Source organism: Kamptonema animale CS-326, assembly GCF_028330895.1.
GTDB classification, from domain to species: Bacteria; Cyanobacteriota; Cyanobacteriia; order Cyanobacteriales; family Microcoleaceae; genus Kamptonema; species Kamptonema formosum.
In genome coordinates this window covers 21,647-45,689 of record NZ_JAQMUA010000324.1, presented here as the reverse complement: position 1 = coordinate 45,689, position 24,043 = coordinate 21,647, and the positions used below count along the sequence as shown (strand labels likewise).

Annotated in this window: 16 protein-coding genes and 1 riboswitch; of the genes, 3 read left to right on the top strand and 13 right to left on the bottom strand. The window is 43.8% G+C overall.

Annotated features, from left to right (window positions below):
* From PN499_RS18970 to PN499_RS18960, 3 genes are all read right to left on the bottom strand, one after another.
* Positions 1–1,545, bottom strand: a 1,545-nt coding sequence (locus PN499_RS18970; RefSeq protein ID WP_272033659.1) for a M61 family metallopeptidase, incomplete at its 3' end; no start/stop codon positions are given.
* Entirely contained in the window at positions 1,542–2,222 is a 681-nt protein-coding gene (locus PN499_RS18965) for a Crp/Fnr family transcriptional regulator (protein ID WP_007356136.1), read from the bottom strand. The genes PN499_RS18970 and PN499_RS18965, both read right to left, overlap by 4 nt.
* A 192-nt stretch (positions 2,223–2,414) precedes the next feature.
* Positions 2,415–3,281 (bottom strand): 3'(2'),5'-bisphosphate nucleotidase CysQ family protein, encoded by an 867-nt coding sequence (locus PN499_RS18960; protein ID WP_334311701.1) that lies wholly within the window; start codon positions 3,279–3,281, stop codon positions 2,415–2,417.
* Positions 3,282–3,334: 53 nt separating this feature from the next.
* Here PN499_RS18960 and PN499_RS18955 point away from each other — a divergent pair, with 53 nt between their 5' ends.
* Both PN499_RS18955 and PN499_RS18950 read left to right on the top strand, forming a co-directional pair.
* Positions 3,335–3,823, top strand: coding sequence for a methyltransferase domain-containing protein (locus PN499_RS18955; protein WP_272033658.1), 489 nt, complete (start codon positions 3,335–3,337; stop codon positions 3,821–3,823).
* Between the two features lie 116 nt (positions 3,824–3,939).
* Positions 3,940–4,992 (top strand): glycosyltransferase family 4 protein, encoded by a 1,053-nt coding sequence (locus PN499_RS18950; RefSeq protein WP_272033657.1) that lies wholly within the window; start codon positions 3,940–3,942, stop codon positions 4,990–4,992.
* 93 nt (positions 4,993–5,085) lie between these two features.
* Here the strand turns inward: PN499_RS18950 and PN499_RS18945 are convergent, their stop codons facing one another.
* The 8 genes from PN499_RS18945 to PN499_RS18910 form a co-directional block, all read right to left on the bottom strand.
* The gene (locus tag PN499_RS18945) at positions 5,086–5,982 is read right to left on the bottom strand and encodes a serine/threonine protein kinase (RefSeq protein WP_272033656.1); all 897 of its coding nucleotides are present in this window, start codon (positions 5,980–5,982) and stop codon (positions 5,086–5,088) included.
* Positions 5,983–6,039: 57 nt separating this feature from the next.
* The gene (locus tag PN499_RS18940; protein ID WP_272033655.1) at positions 6,040–7,056 is read right to left on the bottom strand and encodes a leucine-rich repeat domain-containing protein; all 1,017 of its coding nucleotides are present in this window, start codon (positions 7,054–7,056) and stop codon (positions 6,040–6,042) included.
* 30 nt (positions 7,057–7,086) lie between these two features.
* Complete coding sequence (locus tag PN499_RS18935) at positions 7,087–7,530, bottom strand: hypothetical protein (RefSeq protein ID WP_272033654.1); 444 nt, start codon at positions 7,528–7,530, stop codon at positions 7,087–7,089.
* A complete protein-coding gene (locus PN499_RS18930) occupies positions 7,520–8,530 on the bottom strand; it encodes a methyltransferase domain-containing protein (protein WP_272033653.1) in 1,011 nt (336 codons plus the stop codon). Before PN499_RS18930 ends, PN499_RS18935 begins: the two co-directional genes overlap by 11 nt.
* Positions 8,531–8,589: 59 nt before the next feature.
* Positions 8,590–9,699 (bottom strand): fatty acid desaturase, encoded by a 1,110-nt coding sequence (locus PN499_RS18925; RefSeq protein ID WP_272033652.1) that lies wholly within the window; start codon positions 9,697–9,699, stop codon positions 8,590–8,592.
* A 402-nt stretch (positions 9,700–10,101) separates the two neighbouring features.
* Positions 10,102–10,247, bottom strand: a riboswitch (cobalamin riboswitch).
* Positions 10,248–10,305: 58 nt separating this feature from the next.
* On the bottom strand, positions 10,306–11,082 hold the full coding sequence (locus tag PN499_RS18920; RefSeq protein WP_272033651.1) for a class I SAM-dependent methyltransferase: 777 nt from the start codon (positions 11,080–11,082) through the stop codon (positions 10,306–10,308).
* 76 nt (positions 11,083–11,158) lie between these two features.
* Entirely contained in the window at positions 11,159–12,055 is an 897-nt protein-coding gene (locus PN499_RS18915; RefSeq protein ID WP_272033650.1) for an EI24 domain-containing protein, read from the bottom strand.
* A gap of 324 nt (positions 12,056–12,379) precedes the next feature.
* Positions 12,380–13,324, bottom strand: coding sequence for a fused MFS/spermidine synthase (locus PN499_RS18910; protein WP_272033649.1), 945 nt, complete (start codon positions 13,322–13,324; stop codon positions 12,380–12,382).
* 164 nt (positions 13,325–13,488) lie between these two features.
* Between PN499_RS18910 and PN499_RS18905 the strand changes: the two genes are divergently transcribed.
* Positions 13,489–14,343, top strand: coding sequence for a Uma2 family endonuclease (locus tag PN499_RS18905; RefSeq protein WP_272033648.1), 855 nt, complete (start codon positions 13,489–13,491; stop codon positions 14,341–14,343).
* 70 nt (positions 14,344–14,413) lie between these two features.
* Here PN499_RS18905 and PN499_RS18900 read toward each other — a convergent pair whose 3' ends face one another.
* Both PN499_RS18900 and PN499_RS18895 read right to left on the bottom strand, forming a co-directional pair.
* Complete coding sequence (locus PN499_RS18900) at positions 14,414–16,168, bottom strand: dipeptide ABC transporter ATP-binding protein (RefSeq protein ID WP_272033647.1); 1,755 nt, start codon at positions 16,166–16,168, stop codon at positions 14,414–14,416.
* 198 nt (positions 16,169–16,366) lie between these two features.
* Complete coding sequence (locus tag PN499_RS18895) at positions 16,367–24,043, bottom strand: CHAT domain-containing protein (protein WP_272033646.1); 7,677 nt, start codon at positions 24,041–24,043, stop codon at positions 16,367–16,369.

The following is a 24,043-nucleotide window of genomic DNA, read 5'->3' as shown; positions in this document are numbered from 1 at the left end:
TCCATTCTCTATCCCTGCGGTCAAACCGATATGGGGGGAACCAGCAGAATCGTCGCCGACTAACTGAAGTCCAAAGGGTTCTAGGTATTCGTTAAATGGCAACTCTTCGGTGCTGTCTAGATACCGCTGAAAAAAGTCGCTTAAATCTATCCCGGCTACTGAGTCAATTACACTTTGTAACTGTTCGGGGGTAAAGCCAACTTCTGTTCGGATCTCGTTAAAAAGTGGCTGTTGCTGATTTGGGGAATTAGCAGTCCCTTTGCCAAAATTTTCCCACATAATTCGCATTACATCATCGAGCGATCGCGTATTTCCGTGACGCGCCCGAATCAGCAAATCTAACAGCAATGACACCATTTCCCCTTTCAAATAATAAGAAATCTGGCTATTATCACTATTAGCATCTCGCCTGTAAAGCTTAATCCAAGCATCCCAACTCGACTCGTTTAGAGGTTGTACCTGACGGCCAGGAGTTGTTTGAAAGCGAGTAATTTCCTTACCCAAACTTTGGAAAAACCCCTTAATATCATAAATTCCGGCTCGGAACGGAATCACTAGATCGTAATAGCTCGTCGTGCCTTCCGAAAACCAGAGAGAAGGAGTATAATTCTCTCCATCATAGTCAAAAACTTCTAAAGCTTTAGGGCGGATACGCTTAACATTCCACAGGTGGAAAAATTCATGGGCGACTAGCTGCATGAAGCGATCGTACTTTTCCTGACGGCGAAAACCAAAGCGAGGATAGTTCAGCGAACAGCTAAACTTGTGTTCTAAACCGCCAAAACCTGAACCTGATAAATGCAGCAGAAATAAATAGCGATCGTAAGGCAAATCTCCGAATAATTCAGCTTCGACCTCAATAATTTTCTGCATATCCCGAATCATGCGTTTTGGTTCGGGATTGCCTTTGCCCCAAATCGCCAAGGAATGAGATTTTCCTCTGACTTCAAAATCATAAAGTTGGTGAGAGCCAATCTCAAAGGGGCTATCTACCAAAGTGTCAAAATCCACAGCCAGGAAAGTATGAGATTCCTGTGAGATAGCAGGCAAAGTAGTAGTCACTTGCCAAGAAGGTTTCGGTGGGACAATTGTCACCGTGTAAGAATTACGCTCAAATCCAGGGAGATAAAAAAAGAGGGCCGCCCCATTGAAATAGCCATGAGAGGAGTCTAAATGATTAGTCCGCACTGTCAATTCATTAGCAAAAATGCAATACTGCACCGTTACTTCGGAGATATTTTCCGTCTCAATTTGCCAGTGATTTTTGCTAATTTTGTGCCAAGGCAAAGACCGATTTTCTCCAGCGTAGGCGCGGAAGTTCTGGAGGTGCCTAGCGTACTCTCGAACTAAGTAAGATCCCGGAGTCCAAACCGGGATTTTTAAATCCAGAACAGATTCGTGCCAAGCTTGCACGCGCAAAGTCACTTCAAACAGGTGATTTTCTGGCTGGGGCATGGCTACCCAGTATTGAATCCCCGGCGCTATCTGCTCTGAGTTAGCAGTTCCGCTGGCTGGTAACGGGCGAGAGATGGTGGCATCAGTCATTGATTTGCTAAATTCTTCAAGTGCTTGAGGTTGGTCAAATGGATGGCTTGACGGTCAGGATCGATTTTGATCCAACCTTTGCTATCCAGTTTTTCCATAATTTTGCTAGTTTCCTCTAGACCGATATCTGTCACGTCCGCTAAGTCTTTGTAAGGGATGTTAAAGATGTCAGTACCATATTCGGTTTTTTGACCATAGTTTTCTGCTAGTTCGACTAAAGTATTGGCTAGTTTAACGGCTGGAGGTCGGTTACGGATTTGATAGCGCAGGTTGGTTTGGCGCAGCCGTCTTACCATCAATTGCAACATTCGGTGGTGCAACTGCTGGTCTTTAAATAGGATTTGAATAAATCGCTGAGCAGTAACGCTAATCAACCGCACTGCTGAAAGGGCAATCACGTCATTGGAGCGGGGGGACTCGTCCAAAATGGCCATTTCGCCAAAGAAGTTGCCGCGCCCCAAAATCGCCAAAGTCACGACATTATCTCCAGAGAGACGGCGGACTTTGACCCAGCCTGACACCACAAAATAGATGGCGTTGCCCCAAGCGTCTTCCATCAAGACAGCTCTGCCTGGTGGATATTCGTGCTTAACGGCAACGGACAGCAGACTTTCCAATGTCTGTGGGTTGGCTCCCTTTAAGAGGGGGAAAAGCTCACTAAAAGCTTCTGTCTCCATGAAAACTCGCGGTAATGGGGAAATTTTAATATGCCACAGCCGGCAGTTGGGGAACTAAGGTTGCTCGGCAAAAAGAACTTTTTGCTCCTTAATTATTGATGATAAGGGCGGTGGGGCTTGGATCGTATGAAAATCTTAAGATTCTTTGTAAAGCCGCCCTCTGGGAGGTAATTTACCGCCCAGAGGAGGGCTTTACGACGATCGCGATTTTGTCCGCACTGCTTGGCGAATGCGATCGCCCAGAGTTTCTATGTAGTCTGGCCAACCAACGGCGATCGCTTGTTTGTGAGCCAGTGTTAAGGGGTCTACAGCGTCGGCTGTCCATGAAAGGGGTTCCCCATCTAAGTCGCAACAGACTAATCCTGCGGCTTTTGCTAAGGCTAAGGGGCCGACGGTATCCCAGAGTTTGACTCTACCGTTGAAGTAGAGATATAAACCCGCTCTACCTTGTATGACTTCCATCACTTTGAGACCGAAGCTACCGAGGGAGTAGAATTGAACTCCGGGAATGAGTTGGGCGATCGCACTACCAAAATTTTTTTGGTCTCTGTCCCCCAAAATAATTTTACAATTCTCGCGGGTAGGCGCGGGAGGTTTGGCAACTACCAAGGGCTGCGGGTTGTTTTCTCCCTCTGTTTGAAACAGTCCCCAATCTTTGCCACCCCAATACATCAAGTCAAAAGTGGGGGCGTAAATCCAGCCGGCCACTGGTTCGTTATCTGATAGTAAACCGATCATTACTGAGTAATAAAGTTTTTTGTGAATAAACTCCTCTGTGCCATCCAGAGGATCTATACACCAGATCCGGCGGTAATTGGCGTGAAAAGCTGCTCTGGAAAGAGGATTTTCCTCGGTGATCGTGCCATCTTCAGGAAAAAGCTGGTGAAATTCGGCGGAGAGTTGTCGATCTAAGAACTGGTCTATATTTGTTACATAGTCGTTTGGCCCTTTTTGGGAAACCTCAAACGGCAAGCGTGCCAATTTTTGAGCCTGTTGACCGCAGTCGCGCATGAGAACACGAATTTTTTTGTCTTGATTTGGATCTACGTATAAACTCACAGGTTCGCTCTGAAGACTACAGTTTAGAATCTAGCAGTTAGAGGGAAAAACTTATGAAAATTAATGTCGATTCACGAGTCTTGAAACAGGATGGATTCATTAAGGTTGACCATCGAGCCCTACCTAATCTTGATTTCGTCCATGATTTGAATACCAGCCCTTGGCCTTTTGCTGACGAGTCAGTAGAACACATCAGAGCCTATAATATTTTAGAAGACCTGAGTAATAGTATACAGGCGATCGAAGAAATTTGGCGGATTCTCAAACCTGGCGGGACACTTGAAATCTGCCAACCTTACTACAATAATAATTGGTCTTGCGTTTCTCAAGACCTGAACGACATCATTTATCGCCACAGCTCCTTCAATTATTATAGAAAATGTGGTTTTAAGCTTGCTCAAATAGTTATACCTGAAATTAACATTTTCTTGTCTGTTATACCTGACCGGGTGTTGCGGTTTTTGGCATACAATTTTGCTATTATTGATGGTGCTACTGTCGTCCTGCGAAAGCCGCCTGTTGAATCGACCGAGGAGATTTAAGAATTACCTAATTTATCTAAAATTAGCACAGGCACAGAGAGCGCAGAGAGAAGAGGAAGAGTATAAAAGGGGTTACATATAGGATTTTATTACACATAAATCAAAAGGAGGACGCTTTGAAGTATCACTTAGCATTAAGTCGCCCGATTGACCTTGAGAGTATCGCTAAAGATGCTGAAGTTGGCATTTGTCCGCGTCATGTGATGTGGGGACTCAGCCAGCGGTTAGGGGCAACTATCCATCAACCAGAAGGTTATTCCCAATTATTTCTTGACCAGATACGCTCTAAAGTTTCTAGTCGGCCGGAACATTGGGCCTTAGCTCGCAAGCTCTCTGAGGAACTCGATCGCAATGATACGATTTTGTGTACGGGTGAGGATGTGGGTATCCCTATTGCAACACTCTGCGGGGCTAAGCGTAACCGACCCAAAATAGCTGTATTTTTTCACAATATAGATCGGCCGCGCGGCCGCTTGGCTCTGAAATTGTTCGGCTTGGCAAACCGGATTGACCTGTTTATCGCTTGTGCTAGTCCTCAAGCTGATTTCCTTCGTAGCTACTTGAATTTGCCTCAATCCCGGTACTGGCTGCTTCTAGATCAGACAGATACAAACTTTTTCACGCCGGGCCCCCCAAGGTCTGAGAAGGGGCGTAGAACGATCGCCAGCGTCGGGTTAGAAAAGCGGGATTACAGGCTGCTTGCTGAAGCTACTGCTGATTTAGATGTGGATGTGAAAATCAGCGGTTTCTCTAAGGATGCGATCGCATTAAAGCAGGCTTTTCCTGAAATTATGCCGGAGAATATGTCGCGCAAATTCTACCCTTGGCCTGAGTTGGTGCAACTCTACCGCGATGCGGATATAGTTGCAGTTACTCTGACAGATAATAAGTATGCTGCGGGTATCCAAGTTTTTCTAGAAGCGATGGCAACTCAGCGACCGGTGGTAGTGACGAAAACTCAAGGTTTGGCTGATTACCTTGCACCTCCTGGTATCGCTACAGTGGTTAATCCAGGGGATGTTGAAGGTTTGCGGAATGCAATTATCAAGCTATTAAACAATCCCCTGGAAGCGGAGGCACAAGCCAAATGCGGTTATGAATTGGTATTAAAAGAGCATAATAGCGAGCAGTATATTGAGGCGCTAGCGGCGCGGCTAGCTACACTCTAATACTTTAGGACTTACGCAGGTTGTGGCAGAAACCGGGTTTTTAAGAGAATCTGTGGGTAATAACGAAGTATTTTCGTCAAAAAACCCGGTTTCTTAGGGTGGCGTTACGAATACCTTTAATTTTTTAAGTAGTAATCCCGTACTTTTAGGTCGCTTTTCAGGTTTAATATTCATCATTTCATCTATAAAGTCTGCTAAGGAATTTTCAATTTTAACAGTGCTATTCCTCCAAATAATTTGCTCTAGGTCGTTATCTGACATCAAATTTATAGGCGCTTTACCTGTTAGTAAATAAACAAAGGTACGCCCTAAAGCAAAAAAATCAGATTGTTGTATAGCTTTGCCTGCAAGTTGTTCGGGTGGGGCATATCCCAAGGAACCAATTGGTAAACTCTCACCTGCTTCTGTTTTGACGCTCCCAAAGTCAACTAATGCCAATTCTCCATTAGGTTTAAGTATAATATTAGATGGCTTGATGTCGCAATGGATAATATTTTGGCTGTGAATTAAGCCTAATATATTTATTAGTTGTTTTAGCCAATCAATAGCTATTAATTGAGAGATTTTATGTTGTTCCTCTAAATATTTATCTAAGTTTTCACCAGGAATTTTTTCCATTACTAAACACTGCAAATACTGAGAGTAACTATTAAGTGAAATCCTAAAATAGCCGTCAGGCTCTACTTTAGGAATTCCTGTATGCCTCAGCCAGATTAAAACCCGTGCTTCTTGTTTAAATAACCGAACTAAATCCGAATTATTTGTATATTTTAGGACTTTTAGGACTTTGTGAGTTCCCCATTCTTGTTCGCCAGTTCCCCAATCTTCTACCTCAAATATTTCTGTAGGATGTCCTAAGTGTAGCGATCGCAATGGTTTAAGAATGCGGTAGCGATCGTTAATTAGCAAAGCTGTACCGCAAGCTGGGCAGTATTTAACTGCATCGGAGTTTTGGCGATTTTGACACTTAGGGTTAATACAGTAGTTCACCAAAAAAAGTCCTATTTGCGATCGGCGAGATTTGATATTAATCGGCTTTAAGAAACATCATTTTATGTTTAATTGTGGTTCCCACTTACAGATAGACTCTGGCGAAAGAGGGCAAGTTTTGGGATCGATCGAATTTCCGCCGAGGTAGAGTATAATCAGTTTAGTCAAAGATTGCAATGTTTTGATATCGCTGATTTGATTGTTGTAAAGGTAAAGTACAGTTAGTTTAGTCAAAGATTGCAATGGTTCGATCTCACTGATTTTATTGTTGCTAAGGTCGAGTAGATTCAGTTTAGTCAAAAATTCTAAGGGTTTAATGTTGCTAATTTGATTGTTGCTGAGATCGAGAAAAGTCAGGTTAGTCAAGGATTGTAAGAGTGTGATGTCGCTGATTTTATTGCTGGAGAGGGAGAGAGATGTCAAGTTAGTTAAAGATTCTAGCGGTGTGATGTCGCTGATTTTATTGTTATGGAGGACGATCGCATTCAGTTTAGTCAAAGATTGTAATGGTTTAATGTCGCTGATTTTATTGTTATTGAGTTCGAGTGAATTCAGGTTAGTCAAAGATTCTAGCGGTTTAATGTCGCTGATTTGATTGCTATAGAGGGAGAGAGATGTCAAGTTAGTTAAAGATTCTAGCGGTTTGATGTCGCTGATTTTATTGTTATGGAGGATGAGTACATTCAGTTTAGTCAAAGATTGTAAGGGTTTAATGTCGCTGATTTGATTATCGTTGAGGTCGAGCCAAGTTAGGTTAGTCAAAGATTGCAAGGGTTTGATATCGCTGATTTGATTGTTGTAGAGGTATAGTGCCGTGAGACTAGAAAGTGTCTGATTAGCCGCATCACACTCAGTAGTCTCAGCTTTCTCCAACAGCACTTCAACAGTATGTTTAGTTTCAGGAATTAAAGAAGCCCGATCGCGACACCAATCAGCAAATGTTCTGTTTCCAGATTGCATCTCTGCTGCTAATACTCCAAGTCCATTTGCACATAATGCTAGGGCGATCGCACTACAACTAACTACTATCAACTTTGGTGAATTTATAGATTTATCTGCAACTCTCAGTCTCATAAATCTTGTCCCTAGAAGCTTTATTCATCGTCATCTCCTGTGGGTGGTTAAATCAGACTGAAATTCCCCCCAACGTTGCTGCACTTGTTTATAACATTCAGCAGGGGAAATTGCCAAGTTTTGCAGCAGGTTGATATCTACTGCATCGTTACCAATGACTAGAAGTACCATCGCCTGAGTGGGGTCATAGGTCGCGATCGCCCCTAGTAATCCACTAACAGCCTCTTCTTCCAGTTCCAGACCTTGCAGATACCGCCCTACCTGCCCTTGAGGAATAAATGTCCGATTGAAGTTAACAATATCAATACTCCAATCAATGAACGGAGGAACTACATCGACAACATCGCAAACTACCAGCCCTCGTCCTTCATTGACATAACCAATCCAGGCCGTGTATCCAAGAATCAAAATATTATGGTGAATGAATCGGTTCTGCCAATAGCCAAAGTATCCTTGCCAAAGGTCATTTTGCATTCGCATTGGCTTCCTCCCGCAGAATTTTTGTTGCTTCCACCTCTATAGATGGCGTTACTACATTAGCCCGGATCGCGCGAAACATCCCAAAGCGACAAAGACCCGCACCAAATGACAACCGCATCAACAGAATCGTTGGTACTTCTCGCACAGACTTAATAAAGCCAGAAACTCCATATTTCATCCACCCTTGCGGACGAATAATTCCCTGCCAAATCGTATCTAGCCAAGAAGGTAGAGTTTGTTCCGTCCAATCTGCGGTTTTCACCTCTCCCTCAACGAATCCCGTCGCCTCTAAAAGTTCAGAAAAGCCTTCAATACTGGAAAAAGCAGGATGCGACCATTGATCGAGTAACTGCTGCATCACGGGTTTCTCCCAAAAATTCAGCGGTTGCTGGCGATCGTCCCGCTGATTCCAATCAGCCAGAACCATTATCCCACCGGGCTTGAGTACGCGCATCAACTCTCTGGCGAAAATAGCTTTATCGGGCATATGCGGGCCTGCTTCGATCGACCAAACTACATCAAAACTCCCATCTGGGAATGACAATCCCATCGCATCATCTACCTGAAACTGGACATTCAGACCTGCTGGCGTGAGTTCCTGAGCACGTTTGACTTGTTGAGGGCTGATGGTAATCCCGGTGACAGCAAAGCCGTAATCCTGGGCCAGAATGCGGCTGCTACCGCCAATTCCGCAACCTACATCTAAAACGGTAGTGCCAGGAGATAATCGATCTAAACCGCCCCAACGCACCATTTCATGGATGAAGTCAGATTTAGCCGCTAAAAAATCCTTTTGTTGTGGTGGCGAACCATAATAACCTAAGTGAATATGTTCGCCCCAATAAAACTCTAAAATGCCGTCTTCTGTCCACTCGTCATAAGAATTGGCAACAGAATCAGACGATTGATAGCGACGGGCGGTGAGTAGATAGAGTGCAATTCCTACTATTAGGAGTGTCAGCAGAATTCCCAGTGTAGCAAACAATAAATACATCCCGATTTAACCTCAACATTTTTGACAATAACTTTTTCCATTTTGTCTAGGAAACTTGGTTATGTACCTAGAGCCATTGATTGGGCCGCTTGACGAAATGATGCGATCGATACCAGGCGATTAGAGTCAGCATCCCAGAGGATAAACTTGGAACATTCCAGCATATCGCCGATCCGCAGCTTTTTTACTTTCGATAGCAAGTGAATATTTTCATTATGACAAGCTTCGAGATTATAATTAGGGATTCTTTCAGAAAGATGATGAATGTTGTGGTAGCCAATATCTGCGGTAAACCACTTGAGAATTGTCGGTAACTCTAGGTAAGTGCTGCCCTCGATTGCTCCCCGAATGTAGCTCCAGTCTGCTGTTTTGTGGGCGTAGCAGCCATCAAAGTTGTGCTGTACAAAAAAGACCCAGATGAAGATTGCAGCAGAAAAAGTTAAGATAATTGAGTACATGGTTAAGAAGAATCCCGGCCCCAAGAGATAGCTAAAGATAATTAAGCCGCCAATAACGCAAATGTTGTTAAACAGCAGATCCCAAAATTCTGCCACCGTGTACCAATGTTTGGACTTATGAGCAGAGATAATTTCTGATAAACTCATGCCGGGAGATGTTTTCAATCTAGTAAATAGATCGCGAATAAAATCATAAGTTCCTGCGATTAGGGCAATTCTTGGCTTGATCGCGAGATAGAAAAAACCTCCGGGAAAAGCCATTAATGGATGTCGTAGTAATTCATAAAGCCTTTGGTCAAATGAATTGAGCTGAGAGAATTCCTCGGTAGAGAGAAAGTCGGCAATACCGCGATATCGCTCCCAATCACCATTGGTTTTGTGATGGTAGGCATGATCTCTTGACCAGGGGTATTGAGGGATGGCATTGATGACACCCAGGATAAAACCGATAACTCGATTAACTCTTTTTGAACTAAAAAGTGAATAGTGTCCGCAATCGTGCATTAAAGAAAAACAACGCACGGAGAAAAGTACAATTAGAAGCACTATCGGCGGTAGTAGCCAAAAGGAAATAGAAGCTGCTTTGACTGCTAAAAACCATAAAAGAAGATAAGGCACAAGTGTGTTGAGGATTTGATAAGTTGCCCATAAGTCGTTACTCCTCATATAGGGAGTCAGAACAAAGTCAGATTTTTTAATTGTGGTTTCCATTCAATAAAGCTCTTTTGTGAACAACTTTGAGGCCATCTGTTAACTGTTAACTGTTAACAGTTAGCTGATTAAATAAGATGGCGTGCAGATTAAATAGAGCAATCGTCATCGATCACCCCCACATCACGGCAATTAGGCTCAGAAAATACTACTGAATTGTGAATCGTAAAAATTGGTTAACCAACTATATCGACAGGACTGAAATAACCGCTTGGCTGCGGCTCAGTTTCACACCTGCTAGCATTGCAAAGCTAACTAGGGGCACATGGGGATAGATGAGGCTACTAACAGCAACTAGGTAATACCGCCACAACCTGCTTGCTATTGTGACTTGAGACGATATTCTCGACTTGGAATCGCAAAAAGCTTTTAGACATAATCTGTACCTCGCAGATATTTGGGCAACATCAAAAACTATCGGCGGGCATCCTGACTCCGAGAATAAGAAACTCTCATTACAGTTGCGGGACAGCGCCAGATTTACACTGGACTTTCCCCCTTACGTCTGATGGCTGCTCCCCATCAGAACCGACATTATATTAAATAGTAGCATAACTTTTATTGAGAGTCAAGGTTATTGTCAAAATCATCAATAATCATCGACTTTCAGAGAGAAGAAATTGATTTCGTTGCTTGCAATAAAACTGAAGGTAAATGAAACGATCGCGCAGGCGGCCCAACAATTGAAAAAGCCGATTGCGCGGCGGTGGAAGCATTATCAAAAAGGGTTTCTAGTTCAGAAACCGCTGCCATTGGTGTTTGTTGTCGCGCTGTCCAGTCGGCAAAATCAATTAGCAAATTCCACTGAGAAATTATTGTGAAAGGAATGCCAATACTTTCTCCCGCCGCTTGCCATTCAGACAGCATCCAATAGCGATTGTGAGAAGGATCTCGTAGCAATTCCACTTGGTTGATGAACTCGGCTAGCGGTTTTTCTTCGGGAGAAATCGCATCTACTACTAGCAATTGACCTCCGGGTTTGAGAACGCGGATGATTTCAGCTAAAATTGGTGGTAAACTGGGGAAGTGATGAGCTGCGTAGCGACAGGTGACGAGATCGAAGTGGCGATCGCTAAAAGGCAATTCGGCCGCGCTAGCTTCTTGAAACTGAATATTTGTAATCTTTCGCGCCGCTGCTTGTTGTTTCGCCTCTGCCAACATTCCCGGACTTAAGTCGATCGCGATCGCCTCCCGAACCTTTGGCGCAAAGGCAAAAGCTGTGTGACCCGCTGCACAAGCGACATCTAATAAAGTCATCTCTGCTGTTGGCGATGCCGTTTCCACCATCAGCGCCAAATCGTGTCCTTTAGCAAAGATTGGCGACGTGCCATAAGCAGCAGCGGCGCGGTCAAATTGCTGTTTCACATTGCCTTCTAGTTCCATAAAAATTAATCCTCACCTTCCCAATAATCTACTTCAGTTTACCTGTAAATATATGAAATCTGTCCCCACAACCGCTCTATTCTATTAAAGAATTGGGTGATTTTGACTCGCTGCTTGTCTCTGCATCAGCAAAGCGAACCGGCCAAATGCGATCGCAGAAAAATAGCGTTCCTGCTACTAAGCATAATGGAATTGCCAGCAAATTCAACAGCGGAATGCTTACCAAACCAAAGCAAACTAAACCAAAAGTTGCACTTCCCGGCAAACTAGCGCGAACTACTGCTAACTTATCTTGAAAATTAAGCCGTCGCCTGTCTAAAGGTGCGCTCAGGAAATCCAAACAAACTAGGGTTGCTCCCAAGGCAATACCTCCGATAGTTGCAGCAATAGATCCTATTCCTGGCACAAAATTTAATAGTAATAATGGTAACGCCACGCTAATCAGAAGTTGCAATTTTCTTAATTCAAACCCGACTGCTCTTTTGATTTCGCCAAAAATACCGAGCAAACTTGTATCTGCGGGAGGTAAATTACCAATTCTCAAAAGTTCTAACTGCTCCGACAATTGGCCGTACCAAGGCGCACCTAAAATTACCCCAAATTGCACTAATATAAAGCCAATTACTAGCAATAATCCCGCGACAAGGAGGACTCGTAATAGCCAACCTAATACAGAAGTCAAAACGCTTAAATAGCTCAACCAAGCAGGTAGACCCGTAATCATAGCATTAAATTTGACTGATAAATCGGCAACCAGAGCATCTATTCCTTGCAAACTAGGAAACAGCAAACCGACATAAAGAGCAGTGCCAATTATTAAATTTACCAATACGGGAACTAGAACGTAACCCCAAAGTTTAGGAGTCTGTAAAAGGAATCCAAATGCTCGAAAAGGATAAGATGCACCCGCTAGGATGCCGATAGGTCTCCGAATCCGTGCGTTAGTAGAATTTGAATCTTGCTGGTGTGCCATTTTTGTCTCAGATTATATTGATTTATGTAGTAGTGAAAAAGTTAATTGGTAATTGGCGCTCGCTAATTAAAAACAGTACATAAATTATTAAAAATTCCTAGATTACAGATAGAGATAACGATCTTATTCTGTAAGCCATCATTAGTAGAGTTGTTTCCCAAACTTTAGATACTCCCAACCCCCTAAAAAACGGGGACAATAAACTATTATAATTGGCGTTTTTAAGAGGGTTTAGAGGGAGATGTGATGATTTTGGTCGCTCCAGAGAGATGTGTACGCGGTAGCCTTTTAAGGGAAGTTTAAGCTATGTAAATCCGAGCAACTTTATTGTCCGACAGATCCCTTACCAAAAAACTTCGGTGGTTCTGCCATAGTGTAAACTTCGGTTTCAGATGCGATCGCCTTACGTACATGACCAGGCAATTGCATCAATCCTAACAGAGTAATCCCGTCCAACATACGGAACCCACCAATCGTTTTTGCGGCTAACACTTCATCAGTGTTTGCGGGTTCTGGCCTGGTATCAATCGCCTGTGTCGAAGCGATCGCAAAACCCCAAGGCGCACCGTAAGTAGAAATATAGCTTGTCAAAGACTGAACATTCGGAAAAACGGACTTGAGCGTATTGACAATCCGAGCGTGCATTTTCAACTCTGCCGGAGAAACAGGCCCCGCTTGCACAACAAAATAGCCAGATGGTGACATCACGCGGCGGACTTTCTCAAAATAGTCCTTAGTAAACAACTGGAAAGAAGGCCCTTCTTCAATCGGATCTGACAAGTCAGAAATCACTACATCCCAATCATTACCAGTCGTATCTAAGAATTCTAAAGCATCACCAATTACTACCTCACAGCGAGGGTCATCAAAAGCATTTTGGTGCATTTCTGGCAAGTATTCTTTGCAAGCTTCAACGACTTCGCCGTCAATGTCGATCATCACAACTTTTTCAACAGTTTTCCAGCGCAACACTTCCCTAATTGTAGCGCCTTCCCCGCCTCCGAGCACGAGCACTTTGCGCGGCGAACCGTGAAAAATCATTGCCGGGTGAACTAGCGGTTCGTGGTACAGGAACTCGTCGCCAGTACAGGACTGCCATTTACCATCTAAAACCAACCCTTTACCATAAGTGCCGGTTTCAACGACGTACATCTCCTGAAAAGCAGTTTTTTTGTAAGCAAGGACGCTAGTAACGCCGTGAACGTAAATATCCCAAGGCGTGATGTACTCGCTCATCCAGAAATCTGCTTTTAATTCGCTACCTGACATGAAATACCCTCCAGGGTGACACTGCTATCCCGATGTTGGGACAGATAGTAGTTATTAGCACAAAACGGCACTAATTTAAAAGTACGCTCGACACTAAAAAAATTTGGCAAGTAGTTAGATTGAGGCCGATGTTAACATAAAGCCAGTGATTCTGCCTAAATTTTATGTTTCCCTTTAAATATCCTGTTCCTCAAACAGATCCGCCGCGATCGCCCAGAGAAACTCTACCCACGATGTACGATCTACCGAGTGAAGACCCGGAGGAACCTGGTTTGCCTGACGAATTTCATGACTTGCAACCTCAATTGCTGACCCAGACATTTCAGCCTTCTCAGTATCAACCTTCTCAGATATTTTGTGGCAGCGACATCAACCTTTACTACGACTCGCGCCATCCTAATTGGTACAAGCGGCCGGATTGGTTTGGTGTTGTCGGCGTGTCCAGACTTTACGCTGAAGTGGAGATGCGCCTAAGTTACGTTGTCTGGCAAGAGGCCGTTAATCCCTTTGTTGTTGTTGAGCTGCTTTCCCCCGGTACAGAGAAGGAAGATTTAGGACAAATCGAGAGCGAAACGCCGCCAGATGCTCTTCAAGTACCAGGAAATGGGCAATCAAGGGGAGTTCAAAATGAGCAGAGAAAGCCAGGAAAATGGGAGGTTTACGAGCGGATTTTACGCATTCCTTACTATGTGGTTTTTAGCCGTTATACCAATCAGGTACGAGTCTTTAAGCTGGAAGGATCGCATTATCAAGAACTACAGTTGCAAGATTCGCGGGTATGGATTTCCGATCTTGATTTAGGTTTGGGTTTGTGGCAAGGAGAGTATCAGGGAGTTGAGCGATTGTGGTTGCGCTGGTATGATGCTGAAGGAAATTGGGTTTTGACTGAAGCTGAATTTGAGCACGAGCGCGCTGAATTTGAGCGGCAACGCGCCGAACAAGCAGAAGCTCAATTAGAATCTTTGATTCAGAAACTTCGAGAATCTGGGATCGATCCTGATACGTTTTTGAAGAGTTAATAATGAATGCAGTATTGGTAGGGGTAAAGCATTGCTGAGTTCCTACCAATTATGACATCAACTCGTTGTATTATGTGCGAGCAAGTAAAGGCGCAGCTTGTAAAAGTTGTTGAGTATAAGGGTGTTGAGGATTGGTAAAAATCTCTTTTGTCGCGCCGATTTCCACAATTTTACCAGAGTTCATTACGGCAATGCGATCGCAAAAAAATCTTGCCACCCAAAGGTCATGGGTAATAAACAAATAAGTAAGGTTAAATTCTGCTTTTAACTCCAACATCAGCTCTAATACCTGCGTCTGCACGCTAGCATCCAACATACTCACCGGTTCGTCGCAAATTAACAATTTAGGGCGGGTAATAAGAGCGCGTGCGATCGCCACTCGCTGCTGTTGTCCCCCCGATAACTCGCCTGCATAGCGTTGATAATACTCTTCTGAAGGTGTCAAACCCACCCGTTCTAGCATAGCCAATACTTGTTTTTTAGCTGCGTCTGGAGTCGCTAATTTGTGGATGAACAAAGGATCGGCAATACTTTGTCCCACAGTCATCATCGGGTTAAGGCAAGCATGGGGATCTTGGAATACCATTTGAATATCGCGGCGGTGCGATCGCACAGCATCGCGAGAGAGAGCAGTTAAATCTGTTCCTAGAAATTCAACTTTGCCTCCGGTGGGGCGAATTAGCTGTAAAATTGTGCGAGAAAGGGTACTTTTGCCGCAACCAGATTCTCCAACCAATCCTAAAATTTCCCCTGGATATAGTTCTAAATTAATCCCATCTACTGCTTTAATTACCTGTCCTGTTCGAGAAAATATCTGGTCTAAAAAATTGCGTTCTAAAGTATAATGTTGCTGCAAATCTTGTACCCGCAAAATTGGGAATTGGGAATTGGGAATTGGTAATTGGTAATTGGTAATTGGTAATTGGCTAGCAGTCAAGGAAGAAGATAAATTACTCCCCATCTCCCCATCTCCCCGGCTCCCCGGCTCCCCCGCTCCCCTGCTCCCTTGCTCCCCATCTCCCTCGCTCTCTCGATCCTTTTGAATGTGCAAAGCTGCTTTCAGGAGCGATCGCGTATATTCGTGTTGTGGATTTTGGAACACAGACTCAACGGGGCCAGTTTCTACTATTTTGCCGTTGTACATCACAGCAATGCGATCGCAATACTCCCCAACCATCGCTAAATCGTGGGAAATTAACAAGATCGATGTCCCCCGCTCTTCGCAAAGCCGCGTTAATTCTTTTAAAATTTGAGCGGCTACTGTTACGTCCAAACTGGTAGTCGGTTCATCCGCTACTATTAGTTTAGGATTGAGGAGCACAGCTAAAGCGATCGCTACCCGTTGTCGCATTCCGCCGCTAAATTCATGGGGATATTGCGACCAGCGAGAAGCTGGAATTTTAACAGCATCCAGAGTTTCTATAGCTCGATCTTTGGCTTGCGATCGCGATAATTTCGGTTCGTGAGCTTTGAGAGTTTCAATACAATGTTCCCCAATTGTCATTAAAGGATCGAGGCGAGTCATCGGATCTTGAAACACTAACGCCACTGCTTCTCCACGAAACCGTCTAAGCTGTTCCGGGTTCATTTCAAACACAGATTCCCCAGAAAAGGTAACTCGACCCTGAATTTGCGTAGACTTGGGCAAAAGCCGCATTGTCGCACGTCCTAAAGTTGATTTACCGCACCCGGACTCCCCAACTAATCCCAATTTTTCCCCAGGTTCTAAGGTAATAGATACGTCATTAATTGCCCAGCTAGATTGTTGATTTCTTTCTGGGTAAGCTACCCGCAGATTTTCGACACAAAACAGGGAATTAGTCATAGGAGAGAAGAGGGGGAGAAGGGGAGCAGGAGACGGGGAAACTGGGAGAAATTTTTCCCACTTAGCAATATATAGGACTTACGCCTTTCAACGTAATTCTGTCATCCTGAGTGTAGCTTACGATCTCGCCTGATGCTTCACTTCACTTACGATGACACATAGGCTTTGCGTAAGTCATGATAAAATTATGCTCTAACCTTACCAAGGATTACCCACCAATGTAAAACCACTCCAATAATAAGGATGAGAAAAAATATTATTTCCACCTTGATTTAAACTAGCAGGCAAAGTGAACTCGCCACCACCTGCTAGCAACTTTCCATTCTGAATTCGCACGGCACCAGAAAGCATTGCCATCTGAGCCTCACGCAATGCTTCTGCCTTAATACTTGCACTCCGCAAGTGTTTGTAAAACTGTGTCATTAACCCTAAAGTTCCTCGATCGTCTACATTCCACAAACTCGCTAAAGCCGATCGCGCCCCCGACTGTACAGTTAATCCAGCAAAGCCTAATTCTGCTTCGCGATCGCCCAAAGCCGTGCGACAAGAACTCAACACCAATAAATCTACCGCCGGATTATCCCATCCCAAAGTTTCCATACGATTTAAACTCACTTTTTCATTCCAAAACTGAATGTAAGAATTACTGACAAGGCCCGGCATAAACTCCGAGTGAGTTGCTAAGTGAATTACGCGAAATGGATGGGCTAACCGCTGCGATCGCAAATTATCCAGCGTAAAATCTGCATTTAAAAAGGATTGACCTTGCCATTCAGAAACAATCGTTTGCAACTCCACCGGCACCGCCGGCAACGCAGCTTTATCAGCAAATTCCGAAGCCCCCATCGCCAACACAGAAGCATCTTTCAGAGAACCATAGCGAGTATCCATTAAACTGAAACTGGGAATTAAACTCAAGCTATATTTCTCAATTAGAAACTGCTTGCCGTCGAAAAGAGCCGCAAATGGCATACTCCTTAAGCCAGGGTCAACTGATAGCAACAGCGTCTCAACTCCTAACTCCTTCAAATCTTTTTCTAAAGGTTTAATCATCCACTGATAAAGTTTATTAGCCGAAGCTTTGTAACTGGTAGTGTTGCGTTTTATCGAACTCGTAATTTCCCTGCGAAACTCATTAACCCTCGGGATAATCGCTTCCTTATTAGCTTCAGGAATGCTATAGCGAATCGGTTTCCCTAAAGCAGGCACTAAAATTAACTCTAGTTGATTTATCCTAGCTAAAATGTAGATGACTACAGAGCGTTTTTTCGTTTCCTTCTCAGCAGATTTCAATCTCTCTTGGATACCCTCTACGTGCATTGTATTCAAGTTGGGGTAATTTTCCTTAACTCCTAAATGATTCTCAAATTCTTGATTTCTTGCTTGTTCAATTCGCCATACTGTCTCGGCGATATCGCTGCTCGCAAACAATTCATCACTTAAGCTCTCATAGCCTAAAACCAAATTGTATTGGCTGCCGTTAGTAGCTGCTAAATTAGTAGAGGATTTTTCTAAATGGGAGTTTAACTTTTGATTGCTCGTAATACCATCAGCGAGACTGTTAGTGCGACTAGATATTTTTGAATTATCTGATGCTAGTTCTAGCTGAGAATTTAATTGTTGATTACTACTATCATTGGTAGAATTACTATTAATTCCGCTGGCTCTGCCATTGTTTGCTGATAAGGAATAACTGCTTGGCCAGTAGCGAGTAATGCTTTCGTCAATCTTTAAAATGGGATCTGAGGTAAAACCGGGAGTTTCTAGCGGCGGCGAAGTTATTCCTAGTTGAAAATCATTTAAAATCAAGGGAGAGTCTGGATTTGAAGGCGGAATCGAAACTTCCGTCGCCTCTGTAAAGGATGTCGCTGTTACCGATGCTGGTTTCAGTGCTCCTGTATTTGTGGGTGAAATTTCTAGCGGGGGTGGAAACGCGATCGCAGGTGTAGTTGCAGGTGTTGGTATCCGCCCAACAATAGACGGCAGCGATTCTGGTGCAGGTGTTGGTATCCGCCCAACAATAGGCGGTAACGATTCTGGTGCAGGTGTTGGTATCCGCCCAACAATAGGCGGGAGCAATTCTGGTGCGATCGCACGTGCAAGTGTTGGCACTGCTACTGATAGCAATGGTACTAACTCAGCTTCCGGTTCTGGCTCAGGTAGCGCTACAGGCGCGGGTGCAGGCACGGGTACCGATAACGATTGTATTGGCTCAGGCGTAGGCGCGGGTGCGGGTACAGGTAAGGGTTCAGATAGCGGTGCAAGTAAAGGTCTGGATGCGGATACAGGGGAAGGTGCAGGTGAAGGCGCAGGTGCAGGTATAGGTGCAGGTATAGGTGCAGTTATAGGTGAGGGTGCAGGTGAAGGTATAGCTAAAGGCACAGGCGGCACCGCATCATCAGTTTCTAAAGCAATATTCCCCCGAGTAAAAGAACCAGGAAACGACTCCGAGTTCATCGTAAATTGTCCCGAAGTAATAGCACCAACAGTACCATTTTGTGTAGCAGTTCCAATCGTAAATAACACAATAGGTGGCCCACCATCTCCCCCAGCATGGCGAATAGTAATACTACCACCTCCAACACCGCCAGCAGTAGAAATACTAGCGCTTCCCGTTGGCGAAAGCGGCGTTGTAAATAAATTCGTCGCCCTAAAAAATCCCCCCGTTGATTCAATAAATACATTACCACCGCTACCGCTCGTACCACCTTGCGCGTTGATAAATTCTACTTGCACATCCCCAATAGGATCGAGGAAAACATTACCACCATTTCCCACACTACCACTAGAATTAATTTGTGCCGTAGTAATAGAAACTTGAGCTTTAACAGTTATATTACCGCCGCTTTGCCCCGAAGTATTCAAATTCCCTGTACTAACTGCACCCGCTGGAATAGTAAGAGAAATCACCCCACCATTTCCTGAACTTAACGACGCATCTAAATTACCTGCCGTTATGTCACCACTGTTACTATTCAGGCTAATTTCTCCACCCTTGGCAGTGATGTTTCCAACAGTCAAGTTATTAGCGGCGCTAACATTCACATTCCCAGCAATGACATTCCCAATTAAATTAACAGTATTGGCGCTAGTTGCTTGTAAGCCAAGAGCATTAATTGTGGATGCTGCTGTAATATTGCCAGCACTATTAATCACCAGATTTCCCAGTGGTGTAGTTGCGCCAACTGCCCCAGTAAAAGTAATATTATTGCTACTGGTAGCTAAATTAAAACTATTATTGCTTGCACTGTCAAGGGTACTGCTAAATGCAATATTTCCCCCACCTGTACTTAAGCTGACATTGCGGGTTAATACCACAGCACCGTTAAAGGCAATATCACCATTTGTGGTTGTCACATTTCCGCCTAAATTCGCCGTTGTAGCGGTGACATTCAAGCGCGACAATGGCGAAGTTTGACCGATATCTCCTTGTAATTGCACATTACCTTGACCTGCATCTACATTCAAGGATTGAGTACCTGCGATCGCACCTGTTACACTAATATCTCCACCAGTACTACTTAGAGCAACATCATTATCTAAATTCACATTTCCCGTCAAAGCAATATTACTATTAGCAGTAGTAACACCTGCATTCAAGTTAATCGCTGAAGCCTTGAGATTAACTGAAGCGTTATCAACTCCAGTCAGAGTATTACTGAGAAAAATTGTACCTGTTCCGGTTTGAATATTAACGGGATCTGAGAAACTAATACTATTCGGAATGGTAATATTACCACTGCCTAAAGCGCGTCCTATGGTAATCGAGGTAAAGCCATTTTGTAAAGCATTAACTTCAGATTGCGTCAAGTCTAAAGCGCTAGTATTGTTATCCGTGCCACCGATGACAATATTTTGGTCTGGTGAATTTGGTTGCAAAAGGATAGTATTAGTTCCCGAAACTTGCCCGCCAAAATTAATCTCTCCTGCTGTTAAAGTGAGGGGATTATTGCCTGCGGCTAAGCTAGAATTAAAAGCAATTGTCGCATTTCCGAGGGAGAAAGTGACGGGTGCATTTAAGGTGACGGGGGCGCTAAATGTGATATTTTGATTGTTAGTATAAATATTGCCGCTTAGTGAGACAGCACCTATACCTGTTTGCTGAAATGCGCCATCTAAATTTATATTTCTGGCTATAGTTAAGTTACCAGAGTTAGCAATAGTTAAATTGCCGCTATTGGTTGTGGTGACAGTTCCTTGGAGGTTGACATTTCCTACGGGAGTAAAATTAATACTCCCGGCGCTGTTAATGTTGCCAGCTATAGTTAAATTTGTGGCATTGGCAATAGTTAAGTTGCCTATATTGGTAGTGGTGACATTTCCTTGGAGAGTGACATTTTCTGGGGCAGTAAGGTTAATATCTCCCGTAGTGTTAATGGTAGAATTAGCTGTAATATTTTGTCCACTTATTTGTAAGCTACTGGAAGGTTGAGAATTACCAATAGCACCATTTAAACTGACATTTCCACTGCCGATCAGGTTAATATTTCCTGTACTATCAATAGTAGAATTAGCCGTAATATTTTGTCCACTTATTTGTAAGCTACTGGAAGGTTGAGAATTACCGATAGCACCATTTAAGCTGATATCTCCTGTGCCAGTTATGTTAATATTTCCCGCACTATCAATAGTAGAATTAGCCGTAATATTCTGTCCGCTTACTTGTAAACCGCTAGAAGGTTGAGAATTACCGATAGCACCATTTAAGCTGATATCTCCTGTGCCAGTTATGTTAATATTTCCCGTACTATCAATAGTAGAATTAGCTGTAATATTCTGTCCGCTTACTTGTAAGCTACTAGAAGGTTGAGAATTACCGATAGCGCCGTTTAAGCGGACATTTCCACTGCCGATCAGGTTAATATTTCCTGTACTATCAATAGTAGAATTAGCTGTAATATTTTGTCCGCTTACTTGTAAACCGCTGGAAGGTTGAGAATTACCTACAGCACCGTTTAAGCTGACATTTCCAGTACCGATCAGGTTAATATCTCCCGTACTATCAATAGTAGAATTAGCCGTAATATTTTGTCCGCTTACTTGTAAACCAGTTAAAGGATTGGAATTACCAACAGCACCATTAAAGGTGATATCACCCGCTGCTGCGTTAACAGTGAATTGCTGATTTCCATTGATAGTACCGTTGAATGTCAACGGATTATTTTGTGATGTAATTATAGGTGAACCAGTCAGGGTAATATTACCAAAAGTTGCGCCATTTGCAGCGCTGAAAGTGATTCCTGGTAATTGCAAATCAGCCGCGAGATTGGTCGCAGTATCACCCAAGCCTAATGTCACATTATTTGTGAAAATAACTGGGCCGGTTGCTGTGATGCCGGAATTGGTATTCAGGATACCTTGAAATGTGGTTGTTCCCGTTGAAGTCAGCGTAAGTGCTGCTCCCGTACCGTTGCCAATTGGTGTAGAATTACCTACGGGGAAGTTAAAGGCTGTTATGCCATTTGCGGCATTGATTGTTAAATTATTTGCGCCGTCAACGTTGCCGTTAAAAGTAATATTGCCGCCACCGCTGCTAAGGGCGGAAACATTGCCCAGAAGGACGTTACTATTAAAGGTAATTGAGTTACCATTGGTGGTGATATTTGAGTTGAGGTTAGTGGTGTTGGCGTTGAGGGTAATTGAACTATTATAAGTCCCGGTAATCGCGCTACCAACTGTAATCGAGTCGCCGTTAGCTTCTAGGGTAACGGGAGTGTTAAAGTTGGTAGGATTGTTAACGGTAATATTGCCATTATTATTATTTTGAATTGTGAGAGAAGTTAATCCAGTTTGAATTAAATCGATTTGAGTGCTAGGTAAGTTTAAACCACTGCCGATGCTATTACCAATGGTAATTTCTGAACCCGCAGTATAAGGTTGTAGTGTTAAGTTTCCGGTTCCTGAAACTGCGCCAGCCCAACTAATTTTATCGCCTGTTAAGGTAGTATCGCCTGTGAGGGTGACACGGTTGCCGAAACTCATGCCATTGCTGCCGCTTGTTGTCATGTTGGCGGCGAGTTGGGTATTATTGGCGTTGGCTGTTAAGCTAATAAAGCTACCGGAATTGCTGAAAATGGCGTTGCCTGTGGTATTTAGGGTGAGATTTCCTAATAGATTTGTGCTACCAATTGCCTCGAAAAACATGATGTCAGCAGTGCCAGTATTTAAGGTTAAATCTGGGTTGTTACTGCTGATGCCATCTAATGTGTTATTAAAGGTGATATTACCGCCGCCTGCACTTCCTGATGTGTTTAAAGTGGTGAGGGTTTGTGTGAGGATGACGGGACTAAGAAAGGTGAGATTGCTACCACTTCCGGCGGTGGCAGATGCGTTGATGTTTCCGGTGAGGGTGATGGTGCTATTACCTGAATTAAATGTGATGTTTCCGGCGGTGGAATTGTTGGCGGTAGAGGTGGTGCTGGAATCAATTGCTGCTACATTAATTCCGTTAGAAGCTGAGAGGGCGATCGCGCCGCCATTGCCTGTACTGGAATTTGTGTTGAGAGTGCCAGCAGTGGTGTCAATTGTATTACCATTTAGGGTAATTGCTCGTCCAGAATTGGTGATGTTGCCTGTAGTAATAGCTTGACTGGCATTGAGGGTAATTGTGGCGTTACCGACACCAGTAAGATTAGTTTGCGTGGTGTTGATGTTGCCGTTTCCTTGCGGAGATTGTAAGGTTACGGGGTTGTTGAAGGTGATGTTGCCGTTGAGGGAAATTGCGCCGCTGGTATCAGTTTTGCCGATGTTAATTTGTGAAAATCCTGGTTGGATGGCGGTGGGGGTATTAAAGTTAATTGTGAGGTTGCCTGTGGGAGTTAGCGGTTGGAATTGGAGGGTGTTTGTACCGCTGATGGTGGTGGTGCCGGAGATGTCGATTTGTTCAGCTTCTAGGGTGATGTTGCCTGTGCCAGGAGTTGAGTTAATCGCAGTAGAATCTGCATAAATTCCTGCTATACTGCTGGCACTCGTACCCGTCAAGGTGATATTTCCCTGTGTTGCGATTTGGGAATTGTTTTGAAGATTTATCCCATAATTGAGATTACCACTGCCATTACCACCCGTACCAGAAAGGGCGATCGCGCCTGTTGTCGATTGTACTGTGCTGCTGTCTAGGCTAATACCATAGAGTTGATTAGTTCCATTTCCGCCATTTCCACTCAGGGTGATATTTCCCTGTGTGGTAATTTGGGTGTTGTTTTGAAGATTTATACCATAATTGTTATTTCCAGTTCCATTACTACCAGTACCATTAAGAGCGATCGCGCCAAGCCCTGTGGACTCTACTATGCTATTATCTAAGCGAATACCTCTGAGATTCCCATTGCCACTTCCGCCGTTTCCACTCAGAGTGATATCTCCCTGTGTGGTGATTTGGGAATTGTTTTGAAGACTTATCCCGTAATTAAAATTCCCAGTACCATTGCCACCATTACCAGTAAGGGCGATCGCACCTGTTCCTGTTGATTCTAATCTGCTGTTGTCTAGGTAAATGCCATAGAGTTGATTAGTTCCTTTTCCACCATTTCCAGTCAGGGTGATATTTCCCAGTGTGGTGATTTGAGTGTTATTTTGAGCATATATCCCGCTATTTATATTCCCAGTACCATTGCCACCAGTACCATTAAGCGCGATCGCACCTGTTCCTGTCGATTGTAATGTGCTGTTGGTCAGGAAAATGCCAACGGGTTGATCAATTCCATTTCCGCCATTTCCAGTAACAGTAATATTTCCCTGGGTGGCGATCTGGCTGTTGCCTTGAAGACTTATCCCGTAATTGGCACTCCCAGTACCATTACCACCTGTACCATTAAGCGCGATCGCACCTGTTCCTGTTGATTGTATTGTGCTGCTGTTGGTCAGGAAAATGCCCAT